Annotated in this window: 22 protein-coding genes and 1 pseudogene; 14 read left to right on the forward strand and 9 right to left on the reverse strand. The window is 63.7% G+C overall.

Annotated elements, in window-relative coordinates:
• Positions 1-6: 6 nt before the first annotated feature.
• Complete coding sequence (locus M3484_RS18515; protein ID WP_249498695.1) at positions 7-648, reverse strand: tetratricopeptide repeat protein; 642 nt, start codon at positions 646-648, stop codon at positions 7-9.
• On the opposite strand from M3484_RS18515, the gene M3484_RS18520 reads away from it, so the two are divergent.
• Both M3484_RS18520 and M3484_RS18525 read left to right on the forward strand, forming a co-directional pair.
• Entirely contained in the window at positions 647-934 is a 288-nt protein-coding gene (locus tag M3484_RS18520; protein ID WP_092895810.1) for an SCP2 sterol-binding domain-containing protein, read from the forward strand. The genes M3484_RS18515 and M3484_RS18520 overlap by 2 nt on opposite strands.
• Positions 931-1,881 (forward strand): alpha/beta fold hydrolase, encoded by a 951-nt coding sequence (locus M3484_RS18525; protein WP_249498696.1) that lies wholly within the window; start codon positions 931-933, stop codon positions 1,879-1,881. Before M3484_RS18520 ends, M3484_RS18525 begins: the two co-directional genes overlap by 4 nt.
• 16 nt (positions 1,882-1,897) lie before the next feature.
• Here M3484_RS18525 and M3484_RS18530 read toward each other — a convergent pair whose 3' ends face one another.
• The 3 genes from M3484_RS18530 to cobS form a co-directional block, all read right to left on the reverse strand.
• A complete protein-coding gene (locus M3484_RS18530; protein WP_249498697.1) occupies positions 1,898-2,329 on the reverse strand; it encodes an META domain-containing protein in 432 nt (143 codons plus the stop codon).
• An 85-nt stretch (positions 2,330-2,414) separates the two neighbouring features.
• Positions 2,415-2,879 carry a transcription antitermination factor NusB gene (nusB, locus tag M3484_RS18535; RefSeq protein WP_092895816.1) on the reverse strand — a complete coding sequence of 155 codons (465 nt, stop codon included), beginning with the start codon at positions 2,877-2,879 and terminating at the stop codon, positions 2,415-2,417.
• Between the two features lie 98 nt (positions 2,880-2,977).
• Entirely contained in the window at positions 2,978-3,742 is a 765-nt protein-coding gene (gene cobS / locus M3484_RS18540) for an adenosylcobinamide-GDP ribazoletransferase (protein WP_249498698.1), read from the reverse strand.
• A gap of 126 nt (positions 3,743-3,868) precedes the next feature.
• On the opposite strand from cobS, the gene cobT reads away from it, so the two are divergent.
• Positions 3,869-4,894: a nicotinate-nucleotide--dimethylbenzimidazole phosphoribosyltransferase gene (gene cobT, locus M3484_RS18545; RefSeq protein WP_249498699.1), complete on the forward strand. Its 1,026-nt coding sequence runs from the start codon at positions 3,869-3,871 to the stop codon at positions 4,892-4,894.
• An 82-nt stretch (positions 4,895-4,976) separates the two neighbouring features.
• On the opposite strand, the gene M3484_RS18550 is transcribed toward cobT, so the two are convergent.
• Positions 4,977-8,411, reverse strand: coding sequence for a hypothetical protein (locus tag M3484_RS18550; RefSeq protein WP_249498700.1), 3,435 nt, complete (start codon positions 8,409-8,411; stop codon positions 4,977-4,979).
• 171 nt (positions 8,412-8,582) lie between these two features.
• On the opposite strand from M3484_RS18550, the gene M3484_RS18555 reads away from it, so the two are divergent.
• Complete coding sequence (locus tag M3484_RS18555) at positions 8,583-9,290, forward strand: SIMPL domain-containing protein (protein ID WP_249498701.1); 708 nt, start codon at positions 8,583-8,585, stop codon at positions 9,288-9,290.
• A 48-nt stretch (positions 9,291-9,338) separates the two neighbouring features.
• Here M3484_RS18555 and M3484_RS18560 read toward each other — a convergent pair whose 3' ends face one another.
• Positions 9,339-10,649, reverse strand: coding sequence for an O-acetylhomoserine aminocarboxypropyltransferase/cysteine synthase family protein (locus M3484_RS18560; RefSeq protein WP_249498702.1), 1,311 nt, complete (start codon positions 10,647-10,649; stop codon positions 9,339-9,341).
• A 164-nt stretch (positions 10,650-10,813) separates the two neighbouring features.
• Complete coding sequence (locus tag M3484_RS18565) at positions 10,814-11,266, reverse strand: Lrp/AsnC family transcriptional regulator (RefSeq protein WP_249498703.1); 453 nt, start codon at positions 11,264-11,266, stop codon at positions 10,814-10,816.
• A gap of 72 nt (positions 11,267-11,338) precedes the next feature.
• Here M3484_RS18565 and M3484_RS18570 point away from each other — a divergent pair, with 72 nt between their 5' ends.
• Positions 11,339-11,944 carry a LysE family translocator gene (locus tag M3484_RS18570; RefSeq protein WP_249498704.1) on the forward strand — a complete coding sequence of 202 codons (606 nt, stop codon included), beginning with the start codon at positions 11,339-11,341 and terminating at the stop codon, positions 11,942-11,944.
• Between the two features lie 82 nt (positions 11,945-12,026).
• Here the strand turns inward: M3484_RS18570 and M3484_RS18575 are convergent, their stop codons facing one another.
• Positions 12,027-12,500, reverse strand: a complete 474-nt coding sequence (locus tag M3484_RS18575; protein WP_092895830.1) for an Lrp/AsnC family transcriptional regulator — start codon at positions 12,498-12,500, stop codon at positions 12,027-12,029.
• Positions 12,501-12,714: 214 nt separating this feature from the next.
• Here M3484_RS18575 and M3484_RS18580 point away from each other — a divergent pair, with 214 nt between their 5' ends.
• From M3484_RS18580 to M3484_RS18605, 6 genes and pseudogenes are all read left to right on the forward strand, one after another.
• Entirely contained in the window at positions 12,715-13,167 is a 453-nt protein-coding gene (locus tag M3484_RS18580) for an RrF2 family transcriptional regulator (protein ID WP_092895832.1), read from the forward strand.
• A 372-nt stretch (positions 13,168-13,539) separates the two neighbouring features.
• A complete protein-coding gene (locus tag M3484_RS18585) occupies positions 13,540-13,794 on the forward strand; it encodes a hypothetical protein (protein WP_092895833.1) in 255 nt (84 codons plus the stop codon).
• Between the two features lie 14 nt (positions 13,795-13,808).
• Entirely contained in the window at positions 13,809-14,987 is a 1,179-nt protein-coding gene (locus M3484_RS18590; protein WP_249498705.1) for a sulfate ABC transporter substrate-binding protein, read from the forward strand.
• Between the two features lie 39 nt (positions 14,988-15,026).
• Complete coding sequence (locus tag M3484_RS18595; protein ID WP_502942482.1) at positions 15,027-15,929, forward strand: ABC transporter permease; 903 nt, start codon at positions 15,027-15,029, stop codon at positions 15,927-15,929.
• On the forward strand, positions 15,916-16,797 hold the full coding sequence (gene cysW / locus M3484_RS18600; RefSeq protein WP_502942483.1) for a sulfate ABC transporter permease subunit CysW: 882 nt from the start codon (positions 15,916-15,918) through the stop codon (positions 16,795-16,797). The genes M3484_RS18595 and cysW overlap by 14 nt, the downstream gene beginning before the upstream one ends.
• Positions 16,798-16,866: 69 nt before the next feature.
• Positions 16,867-17,589 (forward strand): annotated as a pseudogene (locus tag M3484_RS18605) (sulfate/molybdate ABC transporter ATP-binding protein); the annotation flags it as partial.
• A 57-nt stretch (positions 17,590-17,646) separates the two neighbouring features.
• On the opposite strand, the gene M3484_RS18610 reads toward M3484_RS18605, so the two are convergent.
• Positions 17,647-18,297 (reverse strand): histidine phosphotransferase family protein, encoded by a 651-nt coding sequence (locus M3484_RS18610; protein WP_249498706.1) that lies wholly within the window; start codon positions 18,295-18,297, stop codon positions 17,647-17,649.
• Between the two features lie 48 nt (positions 18,298-18,345).
• On the opposite strand from M3484_RS18610, the gene M3484_RS23825 reads away from it, so the two are divergent.
• The 3 genes from M3484_RS23825 to olsA all read left to right on the forward strand — a co-directional run bounded on the left by M3484_RS23825 (position 18,346) and on the right by olsA (position 20,406).
• Positions 18,346-18,495 (forward strand): DUF3553 domain-containing protein, encoded by a 150-nt coding sequence (locus tag M3484_RS23825; RefSeq protein WP_233092827.1) that lies wholly within the window; start codon positions 18,346-18,348, stop codon positions 18,493-18,495.
• Between the two features lie 268 nt (positions 18,496-18,763).
• Positions 18,764-19,546, forward strand: coding sequence for an L-ornithine N(alpha)-acyltransferase (olsB, locus tag M3484_RS18615; protein ID WP_092895845.1), 783 nt, complete (start codon positions 18,764-18,766; stop codon positions 19,544-19,546).
• Complete coding sequence (olsA, locus tag M3484_RS18620) at positions 19,543-20,406, forward strand: lyso-ornithine lipid O-acyltransferase (protein ID WP_249498707.1); 864 nt, start codon at positions 19,543-19,545, stop codon at positions 20,404-20,406. Before olsB ends, olsA begins: the two co-directional genes overlap by 4 nt.
• The last annotated feature ends 303 nt before the right edge of the window (positions 20,407-20,709 follow it).

Consider the following 20,709-nt stretch of genomic DNA (forward strand, 5'->3'; position numbering starts at 1 on the left):
CCGCAGTCAGAGGGCCTGGCCCTCGAGTTGTTTTTCCAGCCGGTCGATGGCGCTTTTCACCTCGGGGATATGCGGGTGAATGGCCGCAGCCGACCGATAGGCGGCAAGGGCGCGTTCCGGCATATTCGATTCCTCAAGGATGGTGCCAAGGATGGACCAGGCCACGAAATGGCGTGGCTCATGTTCCAACACCCAGCCGAGATCTGCAATGGCCGGTCCGATCTCGCCATCGGAATAATAGGCCATCGCGCGGGTGGCGCGGGCCTCGACGAAATCGGGTGCGTGATCGACAGCCGCCGTCAGGTGTTCGATTGCGGCGGAGCTGTTGCCGGACTCCAGCGCTTGCGAGCCGCGACGCATCAGGATGTCGATGGTTGCCGATCCCGATTTGCCCGATTCGGTGAAGATCTCACCTTCGATCCTGAGGGCGGCGCCCTCATCGGCGTCCTTCAGCCGGTTATAGAGGTCGTCGAGCTTGCCTGCGTCCTGGGCAAAACCGCTTTGGGCCGCGAAAAGCGACAGGACCAGCGGAAATATTGCCGCAACGATATGATTGTGAAACCGGAACTGCGCTTTCATATAGGGGATCGTAACCGATCGGTGGCGAAATGCCAGCGGTCTCCGGGTAACGAAAGGGAGACGTGACATGAGCGACCTCATCGACAAGGCTGTCGAAAAGCTGGCAGCGAAACTGTCGGGCGGGTTCGATGGCGTGGCGAAATTCGTCATTACGGGCGAGGGGACGATCATGCTGGACGGCCAGGGTGTGCGCGCGGGCGATGAAGAGGCGGATGTCACGCTGACCGCCAGTGCCGAGACCTTCCGGGCGATCCTCGAAGGCGACATGAACCCGACCATGGCCTTCATGACCGGCAAGCTTTCGGTTGACGGGGCGATGGGCGTGGCGATGAAGCTCGGATCCGCCCTGTCATGACCGAAGCCGCGCCGCTGTTCGACAGTCTTGCCGATGGGCCCGAAGGCGGGCGCGCGGTCTGGCTCCGGACATCGGACGGGGTGCGGATAAGGCTTGGCTATTGGCCGGGGGGGACGCTGGGCACCGTGGTCCTGCTGCCCGGGCGCACCGAATATGTCGAGAAATACGGGCCCGCCGCGCGCGAGATGCACCGGCGTGGCTGGTCGATGGTCACGCTGGACTGGCGCGGCCAGGGCCTGTCGCCGCGCGCACTGCCCGATCCCATGCTGGGCCATGTCGAGCATTTTACCGATTATCAGCGTGATCTGGATGCTGTGCTGAGCTGGATTGCCGCAGAGGGTGCAGAGCTGGGTGTGAGCGGCCCCCTGATGCAGATGTCGCATTCGATGGGCGGGCTGATCGGGCTCCGGGCGCTCACGCGTGGGCTGCCGTTCCGGGCCACTGCCTTTTCGGCGCCGATGTGGGGGATTCGCATCCCGGTCTGGGGCAAGCCGCTGGCCGGGCTGATGCAACGCCTGCCGCTCGCTTTGCCGCAGGATCGCGGCTATGCGCCCAGCACCTCGGCGCAAAGCTATATCCTGCGCACCAGTTTCGAGAAAAATCACCTGACCGGCGACGCGCCGACCTGGTCCTGGCTGCGCCGGCAGCTGGAAACCGAGCCGGGGCTGCGGCTTGGGGGGCCATCGCTGGGCTGGTTGCGCGATGCGTTGCGGGAATGCGACCGGATGACGCGGATCCCTGCGCCGGCTTTGCCCTCGCTGGTGGCGCTTGGCAGCCGTGAACATATCGTCTTGCCCGGCCCGATCCTGCGGCGGATGCGGGCCTGGCAGGGCGGGCGGCTGGATTTGTATCCGGGCGCCCGTCACGAGGTTCCGATGGAGACGCCGGAGCATCGCGCGCGGTTCTATGACAGCGCGCATGACCTGTTTTCAGCCGCGCTCGGCTGAGGTCAGGGTGGTAAGATCAGCCGCCGCAGGTATCGCAGACCAGTGATTTCGACCCCGGATCACGGGCAAATTCCAGGCTGCTGTCATCCGGCCCGGTCAGGACCAGCGTCTCACCCCGGATTTCGGCGCCAGTCATCGCGCCAAGGGCGGTCAGATAGGCATGTTCATCTGCCATGCGGTCGCAGGCCATCCGTGTCGAGGCAATCGCGGTCAGCGCGAGCGCTGGCAGCTCGGCCTGGTTCGGCCCGAAATAGCGGTTGCAGGGCGCCTTGCCGGAGATCTGGCCGTCGGCATCAATCGCAAAGCTGGCCTCATAGCTGACGCGCACACCGTCCTGGGCGATCACAAGCCATTCGCCGCCGGAAATGGTTTCGGCGGATCTGGCAGCGCCTGCGGCGCAAGCAAGGGTGGTGGCCAGGGCTAGGGACAAGGCAGTGGAGCGGCGCATCTGATCTCCTTCCGGGTGATTCCCGGTCTTGTGACAGGAGCCAGCCTTGCATGAAGTGCCCGTTCCTGAAAGCCCGGGCGCGCGATCAGAAGGACGCGGGCTTTGCCTCACGCGCCATATGGTCAAGGACCGCATTGACGAAAGCCGGCTCGCGGCCTTCGGGGAAGAAAGCGCGGGCGATGTCGACGAATTCGTTGATCACCACTTTCGGCGGCGTGTCCATCTGGGTCAGTTCGGCCCCGGCGGCGCGGAACAGCGCCCGGATCACCGGATCAATCCGGTCAATCGGCCATTTTGCCACCAGCGCGCGGTCGGTCATCTGATCGACCAGCGCCTGCCAGTTGACCGCATGTTCGACGAGGCTGCGGAACAGATCGGTATCGCCTTCGGCGAAATCGCCCTCTTCATAGCTGGCGCCGAAGCGATGGGCTTCGAACTCGCGGCTGACGGCTTTGACCGTCTGGCCAGAGATCTCCATCTGGTAGAGGGCCTGAACCGCGTAGAGCCTCGCGGCCGATTTCATCTGGCGTTTTTCTTCGCGCGAGGTCATGGGGCCGTTCCGCTGTTCATTTGGCTTCTTAACACAGGCGGGTCATTTGCGCCAATGTGGGCGCAGACGCAAGAGCCAGCGCGGTTGTTCTCGTGGCGTCAGGCGAAGACCGCAAGGCTGGCGGCAAAGGCCAGCTGCTGACTTGCGCCAAGGATATCGCCGGTCTGACCGCCAATGCGTCGTGCCGCCGAGGCGGCCAGCAGCCCGCAGATGACCAGCACCGCCGGCAGCGCGGGGAGGGCCTGACGCCCGCCAATCGCCAGCGCGAGCCCGCACCCGATCACCACCGCCATCAGCGCCGTGGCAAGCCCAGGACGGCCGCTCGCTGCCGAAAGTCCGGTCTGGCGTGCCGACGGCAGCGCCGCCATGATCGCCGCCATCGGCGCGCGCGACAATGCGGCGGCCACCAGCAGCGCCGGCACGGCCTGCCCGGTGCGGATCAGTGCGGTGAGCGCCGACCAGGCGGCCAGCGTTACCAGCAGCAGCGCGAGGGTTCCAAAGCTGCCGATATGGCTGTCCTTCATGATCTCGAGCCGGCGTTCCCGCGTGCGGCCTCCGAAAAGCCCGTCGGCGGTATCGGCGAGCCCGTCTTCATGCAGCCCGCCGGTGACCATCGCCATCACGCCCATCGCCATCGCGGCGATCACACCGGGCGAGAGCCTTGCCGCCTCTCCAAGCCAGATCACTGCCACGCCGATCGCCCCGCATATGAGGCCGACCAGCGGCCAGGCCCAGGCGCTTGACGCGCCGCTGTGGCGATGCGCCGGAACCGGCAGCCGGGTCAGCAGCGCAAAGGCAGAAGGAAGATCCTGAAGGATGCGCCCGGCGGGGAAGCGCGCGGGTTGCGGGCTGTTTTGGGTCATCTGGGCTTTCCGGCTGGAACGGAGCATCGTCATGGGGTAACCGCTGGGCGCGGCGGGATCAACTCCCGCCCCTGTCCTGCGCCTTTTCCGGCGTCTTGTAATGGCGCCGCTTTCCCGGAGAACTCCATGCAAAGCCCGGATCCGGTCACCCTCGCTGAGTTTCGTGCCCTTTGTGCCGCATTGCCGGCCCCGGATGCGGGCGCCGTCGCGGCGGCCAGGGCGCGTGATGCCGTTCTGACAAAACCCCCCGGCGCGCTTGGCCGGCTGGAAGAGATCACCCGTTGGCTTGCGGCATGGCAGGGCCGGGCAGTGCCCGAGGCCGGGCGGGTGCAAATCACGGTTTTTGCCGGCAATCACGGTGTGACGGCGCGCGGCATTTCGGCCTTTCCGGCCGAGGTGACGGTGCAGATGGTCGAGAATTTCCGTCAGGGCGGGGCGGCGATCAACCAGCTCGCCCGGACCTTCGGCGCAGAGCTTGAGGTGATCGCACTGGATCTGGACCGCCCGACCCGGGATTTTTGCGCAGCCCCTGCGATGGAGGAGGCGGAGCTTGTCGCGGCGCTGCGGGCTGGCTGGCAATCGGTGCGCCCCGGTACCGATCTTTATATCGCGGGCGAGATGGGGATCGGCAATACGACATCGGCGGCGGCGCTGTCAGCGGCGCTTTTCGGACATGATGGCGGGACTGCGGGCTGGTGCGGTCGCGGCACCGGGCTGGATGATGCCGGGTTGCGGCGCAAAGAGACGGCGGTTGCACTGGCGCTTGCTCTGCATGACGGGCATCTGGCAGACCCTTTCGAAGCGCTGCGCCGGCTTGGCGGGCGGGAGGTCGCGGCGATGACCGGTGCCGTGCTGCATGCCCGGGTGCTGCGGGTGCCGGTGCTGCTTGACGGGTTTATCGCCTGTGCGGCGGCGGCGGTGCTGGAGCGCGCGCAGCCCGGCGCGCTCGATCACTGTATGGCCGCCCATCAAAGTGCGGAGGGGGCCCATGGCAGGCTTTTGCAGGCGATTGGCAAAGAGCCGCTGTTGTCCCTGGGCCTGCGGCTCGGCGAAGGTTCGGGCGCAGGGGTCGCGCTTGGCCTGGTGCGGGCGGCGCTGGCCTGCCACTCCGACATGGCGACCTTCGCCGAGGCCGGAGTCAGCGGTGCCTGAGCTTGCCCTTTTCGAACATCTGACATGAAAAGGGGGCCGGATGATCCGGCCCCTTTTTCAGTTCTTAAACAGTCTGGCGCTCTCAGCCTTTGGGCATTTCCAGCGCGACCAGCCGGCCACCTTTCTGATAGCGCACCTCATTCTGGGTGATCGCCCTGACCTGACCGCCATCGATCCGGTCGCCGACCGAGACCTTGTGATATTTGCCATTCGCGGTCCGCACCAGGGCGTAGCGTTTGGAGGGCTGGCCATAGACGCCGATCAGATTGATTTTCGACAGATTGATCGCCTTGGCATAGGTTGCCTGTTTCGCGACGCTGGCCTTGGTCGGGATATTCGGCGCCGGGCCGGATGCGACTTCCGGCTCGTCAATCTCATCATGCTCCTCGGGTTTCGCGGCGGCCTTGCCCTTCGGCGCCGGCTGGGGCGCAGGGGCAGAGGCGATCTCGACCGGTGCGGGCGCGGGCTCCGGGGAACGAACGGCTGCGGCAACAGCCGCCTCGATGGCCCGGCTGAAATCCTGCGGGCGCGCAGCCGGGCGCCGCGAGATTGTCATCAGCGACGGATTGGCCAACTCAGCCGCGCTGAGCCCGGCTGTCGCAGGGACAGTGGCCGAGGCAAGCTGGACTTCTTCTTCATTGGCAAGCGAAGCGGCAGCCGTATCGGCACGGGCCTTTGCACTTGCAGCTTCGACAATGGCGGGGCGCTGCCGGGGGCGCAGACCGGCGAAATCAACCGGAGCAGTTGCAGGTTGCAGGGCCGCGTCATCATCGGTCGCGGGCCGGTCAGGACGGGCGCGGGGGCGCCGGTCGGCAAGTTCGGGATCGGGCTGGGCTACGGGTTCCGTCGTGGCGGCGGTGACGGTTGCCGGGGCGGTGCCGACAGCCCCTCCGGCCAGAGACGGATTGCCCGCCGCTCCGGTCGGGGCGGCAGCGGTCTCGCCCGCAGGCGTCGTGGCGGCTGGGCCCGGCGCGGTTTCGGAGGAGGCTTCCGGTGCAGCCGCCGGTGCAGGGGGAGCCGCATGGGCAGAGGCTGCTGCAGTGGCGGCAAGGGCGGCTTCGGTGGCTGCGGCACTGCGCGGCGGTGGCACGCGCGGCGGCTTACCCTCGAAAAGCATATAACCGCCGGGGGTTGGCAGCCCCGCAGCGGTTGGCATCAGCATCTGGTTTTCGTCATACCGATAGACAGTGCCAAAAGGCGGCGGCGGCATCGGCGCCCCCGGTGGCGCTTCAGCCGAGGTGTCAGGTCCGGGCAGGGACAGCGCATCAAAGGCGGGCGGCGGCGCATCCGAGCTGGAGAGGAAGATCTCATCCTCGGCATCAAGCAAGGCAACCGCTGCGGGGCTTTCGCTCTCCAAAGCGGTTTCGGGTGCCGGGTCCGTCGCGGCATCAGGCATGTCTGCCGCATCGGAATTGGCCGCAACCTGTTGCGTCGTCTCGCCTTCTTCCTCGGGGTCAAGCCCGTCAGCCAGCATCTCGTCATCCACGCTGACCGTTGAGCCCTCGTCTGCGGTGGTGGCGGCAAACTGGGTCTCTTCCTCGCCGGAGGTGCGATTGGAAGAGAGGTAGAAGGAGGACCAGGCCGCAACAAGTGCGAGGCAAAGCAACAGGATCGCGGTCAGGATCAGACCCAGGAAGCGCGGCTTGCCCCTGGTATTCCGGGTTGCAAAGGGCGACTGGCTGAGGCTGCGGGCGGCGTCATCGGTGCCATCGGCCGCGCGGGGCCTGGCGCCGGCCGGCATCTGGCCTGCGGCGACAGATTGCGCGCGGGTCTTGCGGGTGCCGGGGATGGACGGCGCGGTGATGAGGCCGGCAAGGCCGCCAGCACCACGTGCGGTCCTGGCCGCAGCGCCTGCGTTGCGGGCTGGCGCCGCAAACCCGGCTGGCGCGCCCGGTGCCGCAGTCGATGTTGCCGTCGGCGCCGGAGCAGCCCGCGCGTCATCACCGGCCGTTGCCTGCGGAGCGGAAGCCCTGGCGGAATGCGGCGCTGTGATCTGGGCACCCCTGCCTGAACGGCTATAGGCGGCAAGCGTTGCAGCCGAAGGCGCGGGCGGCAGGTCGTCGTCGGGCTCCCCGATCAGATCCGCGGTCTTGCCGGCCGCAGCGGTCTGAACCGCCGGTTGCACGCGTGGGGCGGAGGCCGGGCCAGAAGCCTGGTTCAGAGCCGAGGCCCGCGCAAGAGGCCCGGGCGCGGCTGGTTGTCCAGCCGCCGGCGTAAGCCCGGCCATGCGGCGCGCCAGATGCGGCAGCGGGGGCAGATCCGGGGCCTCGTCGGCCTCGGGGAAGGTCGTGTTATCCGGCACATGTGCGAAGGGCGCCTCATCCGGGTCCGCCTCGACAGGAGAGGCTGCAGGTGCGGCCGGGACCGCAGTCGGGGCCGGGACTGTTGCGGAAACGGCTGGCGAAACGGGGGCCTGGACCACTCCGGCAGTCAGGTTTACCCGCGGCGAAGCGGCAACGGGGGCGGGCGGGGCGACCGAAGGCTCGGCGGCGGGGGCCGCTACGCTGCCAAGCGGCGTGATTTCTGTGATCGTGACGCGCGGGCCTGGCGCCTGGGCCACGGGGGCGGCGGCAGGTGCCGGCGCGGCCGTTCGGACAAAGGGGGCTGGTTCATCGAAGCCATTGTCAGCATGCAGCGGCAATTCAGGCTGCGCCTCACGCGCGGCCGTCGGAACAGCCGCAGAAGTCGGAACAGTCGCAGCAGCCAGAGTTCCGCCAGGGGCGACTTCCGGTGCCTCTTCCACAGATGGGGAGGCCCTGGTCTCATCCGGGGGTGATTCTGCTGCCGGTTGCGCCGCGGGCTGCTGCTCTGCTTCGGCGGTCGCGGTCGCGCCGGTCGCAGGCCAGTCCTGTGCAGCGGCGGCGGCATCATTGCTTTCCGCTTCGGCTTCGGGATGCGATTCGCTCTGGCTTGCGGCTTCGATCTCGGCCTGGCGTGCTGCTTTCGCGCGGCGGCGGGCGGCGCGGGCCTCGTCGATCAGCAAAATGGCGGCACTGTCGCGCTCGATCTCCTCGCCATCCGCGAGGAAATTGCGGGCATCTGCCGCCTCGCCAAACCAGGGTTCGCCGTCGAATTCGCTCTCGTCTGGGATGGCAACGAAGGCGACAGGGCTGAATTTATGAGTGGTTGCAAAGGCTTCCGCCTCGGCCAGGGTTTCGCGCGCCACGGCGGCAACCCGGGCGGTGCGACCTTCGCCCCGCAGCCAGTCCCAGACGATTTCATCCGGGCGGTACGGCGTCCGCGACACAAGCGCATTGGTGATTTCCTGCGCGGTACGGGCGTCATCGCCGCCAGAGATATCCACCTCGGTATAAAGAATCTGCGAGGCGGGAATCACCAGCTTGGTCGTGAAGCCGCCCGGCGAGAGGCCAAGAGCGGTCTTGCGCATGTAATCAAGCGCATCCTCAAGATCGGATGCGTCGAAGGGTGTTTCACCAATCTTCAGCCAGCCCTTCGCCGTCCGGTGCAGAAGCGCGATGCTGGTATCGGTGAAATTGAGGGCAAAATCTGGTTTCATTCCACAGGCCTAGCACAGGACAACTGGGCGCGGAAACGCGCCCGGACGGGATCACTCCTACCTATAGCAGCTTTTCGCCGAATAAAAGAAAAAGACCCGTGAGCAGACCAGGGAATGGTCTTCGACATGCGTTAATGTTCTGTAAGCAGTCGCAGTGATAAGGAGTTTTCCATGCGTATGCGGTCTTTGTTCAAAACCTCCCTTTCGGCCGCGGCCTTTGGCGCGGCGCTGATCGCGGCTTCGCCGGTGCTGGCCGACGGCAAGGCGATCATCACCGTCAATGGTGAGGCCTCGGTGTCAAAGGCGCCTGATATGGCGACGATTTCGGTCGGGGTCACCTCGGTCGGGGAGAATGCGGGTTCGGCGCTGAAGCTGAACTCTGCCGAGATGGAGAAGGTGATTGCGCGCCTGAAAGAGCTGGGCGTGGCCGAGGGTGACATGCAGACCTCGGGCCTTTCGGTCAATCCGAACTGGTCGAATTCCTATTCGTCTTCGGGCACACAGAAGATCGATGGCTTTACCGCGATGAACTACCTGACGGTGGGGATCCGCGACCTGGATAAGCTGGGCGCGACCCTTGATCAGGTTGTGACCGATGGGGCGAATACCCTTAACGGCGTCACCTTCGCGCTGGTCGACCCGCGCCCGGCGCTGGATGAGGCGCGCAAGCTGGCCGTGGCCGATGCGCGCGCACGGGCCGAGCTCCTGGCAGAAGCGGCCGGGGTCAAGCTGGGCGATCTGGTCTCGCTGACCGATGGCGGCGGCTATAGCGGTGGCCCGGCGCCGATGTTCAAGGCGGACGCCGCTTCGGTCCCGGTGCAAAAGGGTGATGTCAGCTATCAGGCGACCGTCACCATCACCTGGGAAATCGGCGGCTGATCCTGTCGAATATCCTGCGGCGGGGATAACCCGCCGCAGGGCTTTACCTCAGCGGCTTTTGCCGGTGGCCGCGGTGATCGCCTGATCGAGATCGGCGATGATGTCATCGGCATCTTCGATCCCGATCGAGACCCGCACCACATTCGGGGCAGCGCCCGCCTTGACCTGCTGTTCTTCGGTCAGCTGGCGATGCGTGGTCGAGGCCGAATGGATGATCAGCGACCGCGTATCACCGAGATTCGCCACATGGCGGAACAGCTTCAGGTTGTTGATCAGGCTGACACAGGCGTCATAGCCATCCTTCAGCGCGAAGGTGAACAGCGCCCCGGCGCCTTTCGGCGTGATCTTCTTCACCTTCTTATACGAGGGCGAAGATTTCAGCCCGGCCCAGGTGACGAATTCGACGCGGGGGTCAGCCTCAAGCCATTCCGCGACTTTCTTCGCATTGGCGACGTGACGCTCCATCCGCAGACCCAGCGTCTCGATCCCCATCAGTGTGTAATGCGCGCCCTGCGGGTTCATCGTCATGCCCAGATCCCTGAGCCCGACCGCAATGGAGTGGAACGTATAGGCCATGCCGCCCAAAGTCGGGTGGAAGACGAGGCCATGATAGGCGGGCTCGGGCTGCGAGAGCGAGGGAAACTTGTCGCTTGCAGACCAGTTGAACTTGCCCGAATCGAGGACGATACCGCCGGTGACGGTTCCATTGCCGGTGAGGTATTTCGTCGCCGAATGCACGACCAGAGTGGCGCCAAGCGCAATCGGGTTGCACAGGTAAGGCGTCGCGGTGGTGTTGTCGATAATCAGCGGGATCCCTTTGCGGTCGGCGATCTTCGCCAGTGCAGGGACGTCGGTGATATAGCCGCCGGGATTGGCAATCGTTTCGGCAAAGATCGCGCGGGTGTTCTTGTCGACGGCCTTCGCCACCGCGCCCAGATCATCGGTGTCTACGAATTTGGCCGACCAGCCAAAGCGTTTGATGGTCTGGCTGAACTGGGTGATGGTGCCGCCGTAAAGCCTTGTCGAGGCGACGATATTTTTTCCTGGCCCCATGAGCGGGAACAGAGCCATGATCTGCGCCGCATGGCCTGAAGAGCAGGCGATCCCACCCACAGCGCCTTCCAGCGCCGCGACCCGGGCGACCAGTGCCGAGACGGTCGGATTGGTCAGGCGCGAATAGATATAGCCGATCTCTTCCAGGCCAAAGAGCCGCGCCGCATGGTCCGCATCTTTGAACTGATAGGCCGTGGTCTGATAGATCGGTGGGTTGATGGCGCCCGTCACAGGGTCCGGGGTTGCACCGGCATGAACTGCCAGTGTGTCGAAGCCATGCGGCTTCGGCTCGGTATTTTCGGTCATATGGTCCTCCCATGCTCCGGTCCGGCGCGAGGTTAGGCAAAGCCAGCGGGCACGGCAATGTCTGGTTGCGGTCAGGATCTCCGCAGTTTTCATAAGGATCGTGCAAATATGACCTGCTGCCCGGTCGGGAGAGTGGCTTTGCACCCGTGTCACAGGGCCCGCCCTCAGGCGCGGTCATCCTTCGGGCTGCCCATCACGACATAAGAGGTGACCGAACGCACCTGGGGCAATGTGCCAAGGATCTCGGTATGCCAGTGCTTGTAACTGGCAAGATCCCGCGTCTCGACCCGCAGCAGATATTCCACCGCGCCGGTGACATTATGGCATTCCCGCACCTGCGGCGCGAGGATCACCGCGCGCTCAAACGCCTCCTGCGAGGCCTTGGTATGGGTGTTCAGCCCGACGGTGATATAGGCGATGAACCCGATCCCAAGCTTTTCCGGGTCCAGCACCGCCCGATAGCCCCGGATGACGCCGATTCGCTCCAGATCCTGTACCCGACGCAAAGTGGCTGAGGGCGAGAGCCCGATCTTTGCCGCCAGCGCCAGATTGGTCAGTCGCCCGTCTGCCGTCAGGGCGCGCAATATCTTTTCGTCTATCTGGTCAATATTCGTCATAAGTTGCAAATATTGCCATTCAGGTCGCATCTTTGCAATCAGATTGCGGCGGATCCGGGCAATGTTTGCGCCATGACATATGAAGCTTTCCTCGCCCTTCTGGGCTTTGCCATGGCCACGACCTTCACCCCGGGGCCGAATAATATGATGCTGATCGCCTCGGGGGTGAATTTCGGCTTTCGCCGCACCATCCCGCATATGCTGGGGATCTGCCTCGGTGTGGTGAGCCTCGTGCTCCTGACCGGGCTGGGCGTTGCGGGCCTGTTCCGCCTCTGGCCGCCCGCACTGAACGTGCTGAAAGGGCTGTCGGTCGCCTATATGCTCTGGCTCGCCTGGAAGATTGCCATGTCTTCGGCGCCCGGAGAGCGCGGCACCGGTGCGAAACCGATGACGCTGATACAGGCGGCGGCGTTTCAATGGGTGAACCCAAAGGCCTGGGCGATGGCTCTGGGCGGGGTTGCCGCCTATGTCCCGCATCCCGATGCGGGATCGCTCGCCCTGGCCGCCATTGCCTTCGCGCTGGTCTCGATCCCGTCCACATCGACCTGGGCCGCAGCGGGGCAGGGCTTGCAGCGCTGGCTTTCACATCCTTCCTGCCTGCGCATCTTCAACTGGACGATGGCGGTGCTGCTGGTTCTGTCCCTCTGGCCGGTGATCACGATGAAACTGGCACAGTAAAGCAAAGGGCCAGGAGGGGCGGGGCCAGGTCAGCCCGTTCTGTCTCCTGGCCCCTTTATGGCGGGGGTCTGCCCCCGTGTGCTCAGCGGTTGCGGGTGTCCACCGGATAGGCGGTCGTGAACTTCATCCGCTCCATCGCGAAATGCGAGGTCAGGTTCTTGATCGGCACAGCATCGGTCAGCCGTTTGTACAGCTGGTCAAAGCTTTCCATGTCCGCGACCGAAACCCGCAACAGGTAATCCATCTCTCCGGCCATGCGGTAGACTTCCATCACCTCGGGGAACTGCCCGACAGCCCGCGAGAACGTATCACGCCAGGTCGCCGAATGATCGGGCGCCTCAATGCCGATGAAGACCGTCAGCCCAAAGCCCAGCCGCGCCGGGTTTGCCAGCGCCACCCGTCCGGTCAGGACGCCATTGGCCTCGAGTTTCTGGATACGTTTCCAGCAGGGCGTCTGCGACAGGCCGACCCGGTCCGCGATCTGCGCCACGGGCAGTGTCGCGTCGCGCATCAGTTCGGCCACGATCTTACGGTCGATCAGATCGAGATTGTCCATCTGTTGCTCCTGCATTCAGCAGTGGGTTCGTTCTCATTCTGGTCGCATAAATACAATTTTGTCTACTGGTTAAATCGTCTTTAATGCTATCCAGGGAAACTGGCCCGGAATCCCTTGTTTTTCGCGGGCAATCATTCCAGATGAACCCGTCGAACGGGGAAAACCTCGCTTTGCCAGATTGATTCGCGCAGACTGTGTCCATAGGCTTATCCGTATGATCACCCAGAAAATGAAATATGCCCTCAAGGCCCTTCTCGTTCTTGGTGACGAAGCCGGCAAAGCTGAGCCCGTGGCGCTGACCATCGAAGAGATCGCGCGCCGCTCGGGCACGCCGAAACGATTCCTTGAACATATTCTGCTTGAGGTCAGGAATGCCGGGGTGATTGCGTCGACGCGCGGGCGCTCGGGCGGCTATTCGCTGATCAAGAAACCGGTCGAGGTCTCGATCTCAGAGCTGTTGCGGCTGATCGACGGGCCGATAGCGCCGCTGCCCTGCCTGTCGCGCCGTGCCTATCAGCGGTGCGAGGATTGCACCGATGAGGCGAGCTGCCGCATCCGCAAGATCTTTGCCGAGGTCTTCTGGTCCTATCTGGTGATCATCGAATCACTGACGCTTGCCGACATGCTGCGCTCGGACAAGGTGGCCGAACAGGTTCTGGGCGGCTGACCCGGCGGCCTGGCCGGCCGAAAGGCTGGTCACTGCAGTTTCCGACAGTGCCAGTATCAAACGAGTGGACTGCATCTTATAGCGACAGAGCGCATCCGATTGCGGCGCCCTGCTCCTTGCCCGTTATCGCCACCGGCCGGAGAAAAGGCCGGTCTGCGGCCCGCGATTCCCCCTGACCTGATCCTTCTGTGAGACCAGCCCGCCGCAGGAACGATGGTTTCTGGCTGCGATTTGCGCGAGGCGTAGAATTTTATTCTCTATGGGCGGGGTATTTCACCAGAAACATTCCTTTGCAAATAACGAGTAATCCTGTCGTTATTATGTTTATTGGCTGGCATGGTGCCGGACAGGACAAGTGCAGGAGAGTGCAGGATGACCGCAGCATTCGCTTTCGGAACGCCCGCAACGGGCAACGCTTATACCCCCATCGGCCGCCCGGCCCAGGGTCAGGGCATGTCCGGCACCTGTGTCGTTCGCCTGATCGACCGCCGCACCGGGATGACGCATCGCGTCAATGGTACGCCGCTGGTGATCTTCACCCGGCGCCCGTCCGAGGCGGTGGCTGAACTGCTTTCCGGCCGCGACCGGTCGGTCTGGGAAGCCCGCATCGACCCGATCGAACCGTAAGGAGGGCACGCCCCGTGACACATCAGACCCTTTTCGGCCTTGTGCCCTTCCTGCAGCTGCCGCGCAGCCGGGACGCACAGGGCGACAAAACCAGCTTGCAGGAGACAGATATGACCATCCAGGCCCCCCGCATCGACACCCCGCGCGAGACCCGTTCGACGATCCTCTCCGGCTTTCGCAGTCTTGAGGGCTGGCCGGTTTCGCGGCTGATCCGCGGTGCCGTGGCCGGGATTGCCCTGGTCGTGGCCGGCGCTCTCGCCGCGCCGGTCCAGGCGGAATCGCTGCTGAACGTCTCATATGACCCGACCCGCGAGCTTTACCGCGAGTTCAACGAGGCTTTCGCGAAATACTGGGTCGCTGAAGGCAATGAAGCGCCGGAGATCGAGGTCTCGCATGGCGGCTCCGGCGCGCAGGCCCGCGCAGTGGTCGAGGGGCTTGACGCCCAGGTGCTGACCCTTGCGCTTGGCGGCGATATCGACCGCGTGGCCGAGACCGGCAAGCTTCCGAAAGACTGGCAGACCAAACTGCCGCATAACTCCTCGCCCTATACTTCGACCATCGTGTTCCTTGTGCGCGAAGGGAACCCCAAGGGGCTGAATGACTGGGGCGATCTGCTGAAAGACGGCGTCGAGGTGATCACGCCGAACCCGAAAACCTCGGGCGGGGCGCGCTGGAACTACCTCGCCGCCTGGGCCTGGGCCGAAAAGAACGGCAAGGATCCGAAGGACTTCGTGAAAGCTCTGTTCGAACATGTGCCGGTGCTCGATACCGGGGCGCGCGGGTCGACCACCACCTTCGTCCAGCGTGAGATCGGCGATGTGCTGCTCGCCTGGGAAAACGAGGCCTATCTTGCGCTGCAGGAGATCGGCGAAGACAGTTTCGACATCGTCGTGCCGAGCGTCTCGATCCTGACCGAACCGCCGGTCGCCCTGGTCGAAGGCAATATCAAGAATGACGAACAGCGCAAACTGGCCGAGGCCTATCTGAACTATCTCTACAGCCCCGAAGGCCAGGCGATTGCGTTCAAGAACTTTTACCGGGCCTGGGACACATCGGCCGCCAATCCGGAAGATGTGGCACGTTTCCCGAAGCTTGATCTGGTGACCATCGCCGATTTCGGCGGCTGGGAAAAAGCCCAACCCGAGCATTTCGGGGATGGCGGTACCTTCGACCAGATCTACGTCGCAAAGTAAGGATCCGGGATGGGCAGGCCTGTCGTCCACAGATCTCCGATGCCGGGCCTCGGCCTGTCGATGGGGATCACCTTCACGATGCTCTCGATTGTGGTTCTCCTGCCCATCGGCGCCCTGCTTTTGCAGGGCGTCAGCTATGGGGCCGAAGGGATCTGGGCCACGGTCAACCGCGAGCGCGTCTGGAAGGCGCTGTATCTTTCCTTCCGCCTGTCCTTCTACGCGGCGGTGTTCAACCTGATCTTCGGGGTGATCCTCGCCTGGGTGCTGGCGCGCTATCGTTTTCCGGGCCACCGGATCCTTGATGCGGCCGTCGATCTGCCCTTCGCGCTTCCCACCGCCGTTGCCGGGATCGCGCTGACCGCGCTTTACGCGCCCAATGGGTTTTTCGGCGCAAGCTGGACCCATACTATTGCGCCGGTGCTGAATGCGGGGCTCGCCTGGCCCGAGGCCGCGCTGAATCTGCTGGTGACCGGCCTTGGGTTTGAACCCTGGTCGCTGCAGGTGCCACCGCGCATTGCCTATTCGACAATGGGGATCTTCATCGCGCTGGTTTTCGTGGGCCTGCCTTTCGTGGCCCGCACCGTGCAGCCGGTGATTCATGAAATCGAACGCGAGGTCGAAGAGGCTTCGGCAACGCTGGGTGCCTCGCGCCTGCATACTTTGCGTCATGTGGTCTGGCCGATGCTTTTGCCGGCGGCGCTGACCGGTTTCGCGCTCTCGCTGGCGCGGGCGGTAGGCGAATATGGCTCGGTCATCTTCATCGCGGGCAACAAGCCGCTTGTGACCGAGATCGCGCCGCTCCTCATCGTCATCCAGCTCGAGGAATTCAGCTATGATGGTGCCGCTGCCATCGGCATTGCGATGCTGGTGATCTCTTTCGCCATGCTCCTTGTGATCAACCTGATCCAGGTCTGGAGCCGCCGGAGAATTGGCTATGTCTGACCTGAGCCACGCAACCCCCGCCCGCCGTTTCCGCGCCCCGACCGAAGAGGCCCCGCTGGCACGCTGGCTGCTGATCGGTTTCGTGACGCTGGCGCTGGCGGTGCTGGTCTTCGCACCGCTGATCGCGATCTTTGTTGAGGCACTGTCAAAAGGCTGGGAGGCGGCCTGGAAGAGTCTTTTCAGCCGCGAGGCCCTGCCGGCGATCAAACTGACGCTGACGGTTGCCGCCATCGCGGTGCCTTTGAACGCGGCTTTCGGCATTGCCGCCGCCTGGTTCATCACCAAATTCGACTTTCGCGGCAAAGCCTTCCTGATCACGCTGATCGATCTGCCTTTCTCGGTCTCGCCGGTTGTTGCGGGTCTGTGCATCGTGCTGCTGTTCGGGGCCAATACCGCAATCGGTGCCTGGCTGGTGGCACATGGTTTCCCCATCGTCTTTGCATTGCCGGGCATCGTGCTGGCCACGGTTTTCGTCACTTTCCCCTTTGTCGCCCGCGAGTTGATTCCGGTGATGATCGAACAGGGCCGCGCCGAAGAAGAAGCGGCACTGACCCTGGGCGCTTCGGGCTGGCGGACCTTTCTGACCGTCACCTTGCCGAATATCCGCTGGGCGCTGCTTTACGGTGTGCTGCTCAGCAATGCCCGCGCGATGGGTGAGTTCGGCGCTGTAGCCGTGGTTTCAGGCCGGCGCGAATCTGCAACGACCATGCCGCTCAAGATCGAGATGTTCTATAATGAGTACCAGGGTGCCACCGCTTTTGCGATGGCGGGTCTGCTTGCCTTCCTCGCGCTGCTCACACTTCTCCTCAAGACCTGGCTCGAAAACCGCCACGCCGGAGAGCTCTCCGCCAACCGGCGCGGACATTGATTTCCCCTTGATCTGAATACTCCCGGGTGTGGGGCAGAGCCCCACCGCCAGCAGCCACAGGAGCCGCCCTTGAAAATCGAAATCGACGAAATCTCGAAAGCCTTTGGCACCACCGCCGCGCTGACGCCGGTTTCTCTCTCGATCCCGTCGGGCGCGCTGGTGGCATTGCTGGGCCCGTCGGGTTCAGGCAAGACCACGCTTTTGCGGATCCTTGGCGGACTGGAATTTCCGACTTCGGGGCGGGTGCTGTTTGATGGCCAGGATGCGACCGGATTGACGGTGCAGCAACGCCGTGCGGGCTTTGTGTTCCAGTCTTATGCGCTGTTTCGCCATATGACGGTGTTCGACAACATTGCTTACGGGCTCAGGGCGCGGAAACGTGCGGTTCGTCCGCCAAAGGCGGAAATCACCCGGCGGGTAACGAAATTGCTGGAGCTGATCCAGCTTCCCGAGATCGGCGCCCGCTATCCGAGCCAGCTCTCCGGCGGTCAGCGGCAGCGTGTGGCCCTTGCGCGGGCGCTGGCGATCGAGCCCAGGATGCTCTTGCTGGACGAACCCTTCGGTGCGCTGGATGCGAAAGTGCGCAAGGAATTGCGCCAGGGGCTGCGCGACATCCATGACGAGACCGGGCTGACCACGGTCTTTGTAACCCATGACCAGGAAGAGGCGATGGAACTGGCCGATCTGGTGGTGGTGATGTCCGGCTCGCAGACCGGCGGGCGGATCGAACAGATCGGCAAGCCTGCCGATATCCGCGCCCGGCCCGCGAGTGATTTCGTCCGCAGCTTTATCGCGGCCTGATCACGCTCCGGGCCGGCCGGGCTATGGCCGGGGTTGAGATCCGGAAGACTACCAGCCCAGCCGGATCGCGCCTTCGGTGATGTCGCAGGCAAGGCTCAGGCCGCGCTCCCGGATCTCTGTAAAGGCGAGTGCGAATTGCACATGCGAGGCGGCAATCGGTGTGCCTTCGCAGTCTCTGGAAGGCAGCCCGGCGAAGGCGGGGCTGAACATATCCCAAAAACGCGGCTCAGCCCGCATCCGTGCGGCTTCCGCGATGATCTGCCAGCCGCCAGAGGTGTGACCGCCCTCCTTCTGCGCGGCGCTGCTTTGGACGGCGCGGATGGTGCCGCCATAGGGCAGGGCGCTTTCCAGACATTGCAGCAGCAGGAAGGCCAGTTTGACATCGCGCCGGTCAAGATCGGTGCCGCTGGACCAGTCCAGTTTCAGCCGGCCGCCGCGCGACATGGCCGAAAGGATGCCGGTGACTTCGCTGCGCGCAATGCGCTGATCGGTGCCGGCGAGGCCGAACGCCACCCGGAAGAACCGGATCCGGGCATTCGCGCTTTCGACACTTTCCGCAATCAGCGCCAGTTCAGGCGAAGCGGCGCTGCGATCCATCATCATCAGCTCGACCCCGTTGCCGATCGCTCCGATTGGGCTGATAAGGTCATGACAGATCCGTGATCCGATAAGCGCCGCGAGATCGGTTTTGTCTTGCATCTGATAACCCCGGGAAATTGCTAAATGAATTCTCTCCTGGAACCTGGTATGTTCGTGAGCTGCCCGTCGCGTCCCGATTGGGGGCTGGGGCAGGTGCAGTCAAATATCGCAGGACGGGTAACGGTTAACTTTGAACACGCGGGAAAGCAGGTAATCGACAGCAGATATGTGGATCTGCGTCCCGAATTCGGTATCTGAAAAGCGTGGAGTGTTTTTCCAGAATTATCAAGGATTAACAGCATTGTGACCGCAACGGGCAGCGCACGCCGTGGCGACTGGATCGCGTCAGACCAGTCATTTTCGCCAAATTTGCGCCCCATGGCAGAACTCTGATCACAGAGCTTTAGATTGCAACAAGACTGTTACATGATTAAGTCAGGAAGAGAGCCGGAACAGTGTGGCACAGGGGAGACCCGGTGCCACCAGCGCCAGAGACGTCCCTCATAAAAAGTCGCCTCCTGACGATATGCTTGCCGAAGAACCCAACTATACGCTCCGCCTCGCGACGGAAGTGGTCGATATTTTCGCAGCCCAGCGTTTGCGATACCTGGTCTTTGTCGAGGAGCTGGGCGCCAGCGGCGGCATGATCGATCATGAACGCCGGATCGAGACCGATGCCTTTGACGCGATCTTCGACCATCTCGTGCTGATCGATAAACGCATCCCGCCCGAGACCGGCGATCATGTGGTCGGGGCCTACCGGCTTTTGCCCTGTGATCGGTTGCCCGAGGGCGGGCGCTTCTATTCCGAAGATGAATATGACCTGGCGCCTTTGCGCGCGACGGGGCGGCGCCTGCTGGAGCTCGGCCGAACCTGTGTTCATCCCGACCACCGCGGCGGGGCTGCGATGTTCCTGCTGTGGAACGGCCTTGCGGAATATGTGCTGGAGCGCGGCATCGAGGTGATGTTCGGCCCGGCCTCGTTCCATGGAACCGATGTGGCCGCTTTGGCAAAGCCGCTGTCCTGGCTCTGGCATCACCATCTGGCACCGCCCGAGCTGCGCGTCCGTGCGTTGGAGCCCGGCCGCGCCGGCATGAATCTGATCGCGAATGAAGATCTCGACCGCGCCTCGGCGATGGCGCAGATGCCGGCGCTGATCAAAGCCTATCTGCGGCTGGGCGGTTTCGTGGGCGACGGCGCCTTTATTGACCGCCCCTTCAATACAACCGATGTTTGCCTTCTGATGGATACCGGGAAGATGTCGGCCCGCCATCGGGATTTCTATACGCGCAAACAGGGAACGACTTGAGCCAGACCGCAGACCGCCCGCCTGAACCCTCCGATACTGCTTTCTCGCCGGATGATGTGCCGCCACCACCGCGCCGGATCGGGCCGGTGGGCTGGCTGCTTATTGTCGGGCGCGGAACTGTGCTGGTCGTCTTCCTTATGCTGGGCCTGATGGTCCATTCGCTGATTCGCCTGATCGAATGGCCGCTTTGCGGTCAGAACCGCCCGGTGACGCCCCGGATCACCCGCTTTGTCTGCCGTATCGCGCTGCGGATCATGGGGATCGGCTACTCAACCAAAGGCGCGCCTATGTCCCATAAGGGCGCGGTTGTCGCCAATCACGCTGGCTGGCTGGATATCTTTCCTCTGAATGCCGGGCAGAGCATCTATTTCGTCTCGAAAGCCGAGGTTTCCTCCTGGCCCGGCATCGGCCTGCTCGCGAAAGCCACCGGCACGGTTTTTATCTCGCGCAAGGGGACCGAGGCGAAACGTCAGCAAGAGGTCTTCGAGACCCGTCTGCGTGCCGGACATCAGCTTCTGTTCTTTCCCGAGGGCACTTCGACCGACAGCCTGACCGTGCTGCCGTTCAAATCGACTTTGTTCCAGGCCTTCTATACCCATGGGCTGGACCGCGTGCTGCAAATCCAGCCGGTGACGGTGGTCTGGCATGCGCCTGCGGGCGAGGATCCGCGTTTCTATGGCTGGTGGGGCGATATGGATTTCGCGACGCATCTTCTTCGGGTGCTGTCGGTGCCGCGTCAGGGCCGGGTCGAGGTGATCTGGCATCCGCCGGTGCCGGTGGATGCCTTTCCCGGGCGGAAGGAGCTGGCTCTCTATTGTGAGCGGGTGATCCGAACGGCCCATCCTCTGGCGCAGAACTGACCTGTAACAAAAAGAGACCATATGGCCCGGCGTTTGCCGGGTCATTTTCTTTTGGTCTTCTGAGCGGCCGCGTCGTGCGCTGGGGTTGGGCGGGGCAGCGCGCGGTTCCGCATGTGATTCTTGTGTGCTTCTGGCGGAATCATCGTTGCGATTCTTGGTGCTGGGACATTGATTCCGGGATGTTATCCCCATTTTGGGTTTGGGTCTGGGGATAAGGTTGTCTGGTTCTTTGGCAGGTTTTTGCTGAGAGGCCTTATTTTATTGGTCTCCTGACAAAAAAACGTCATGAAGTGCATTTTTCTG

The sequence above is a fragment of the Pseudomonas sp. GX19020 genome, assembly GCF_023371075.1.
Lineage (GTDB): Bacteria > Pseudomonadota > Alphaproteobacteria > Rhodobacterales > Rhodobacteraceae > Pseudogemmobacter.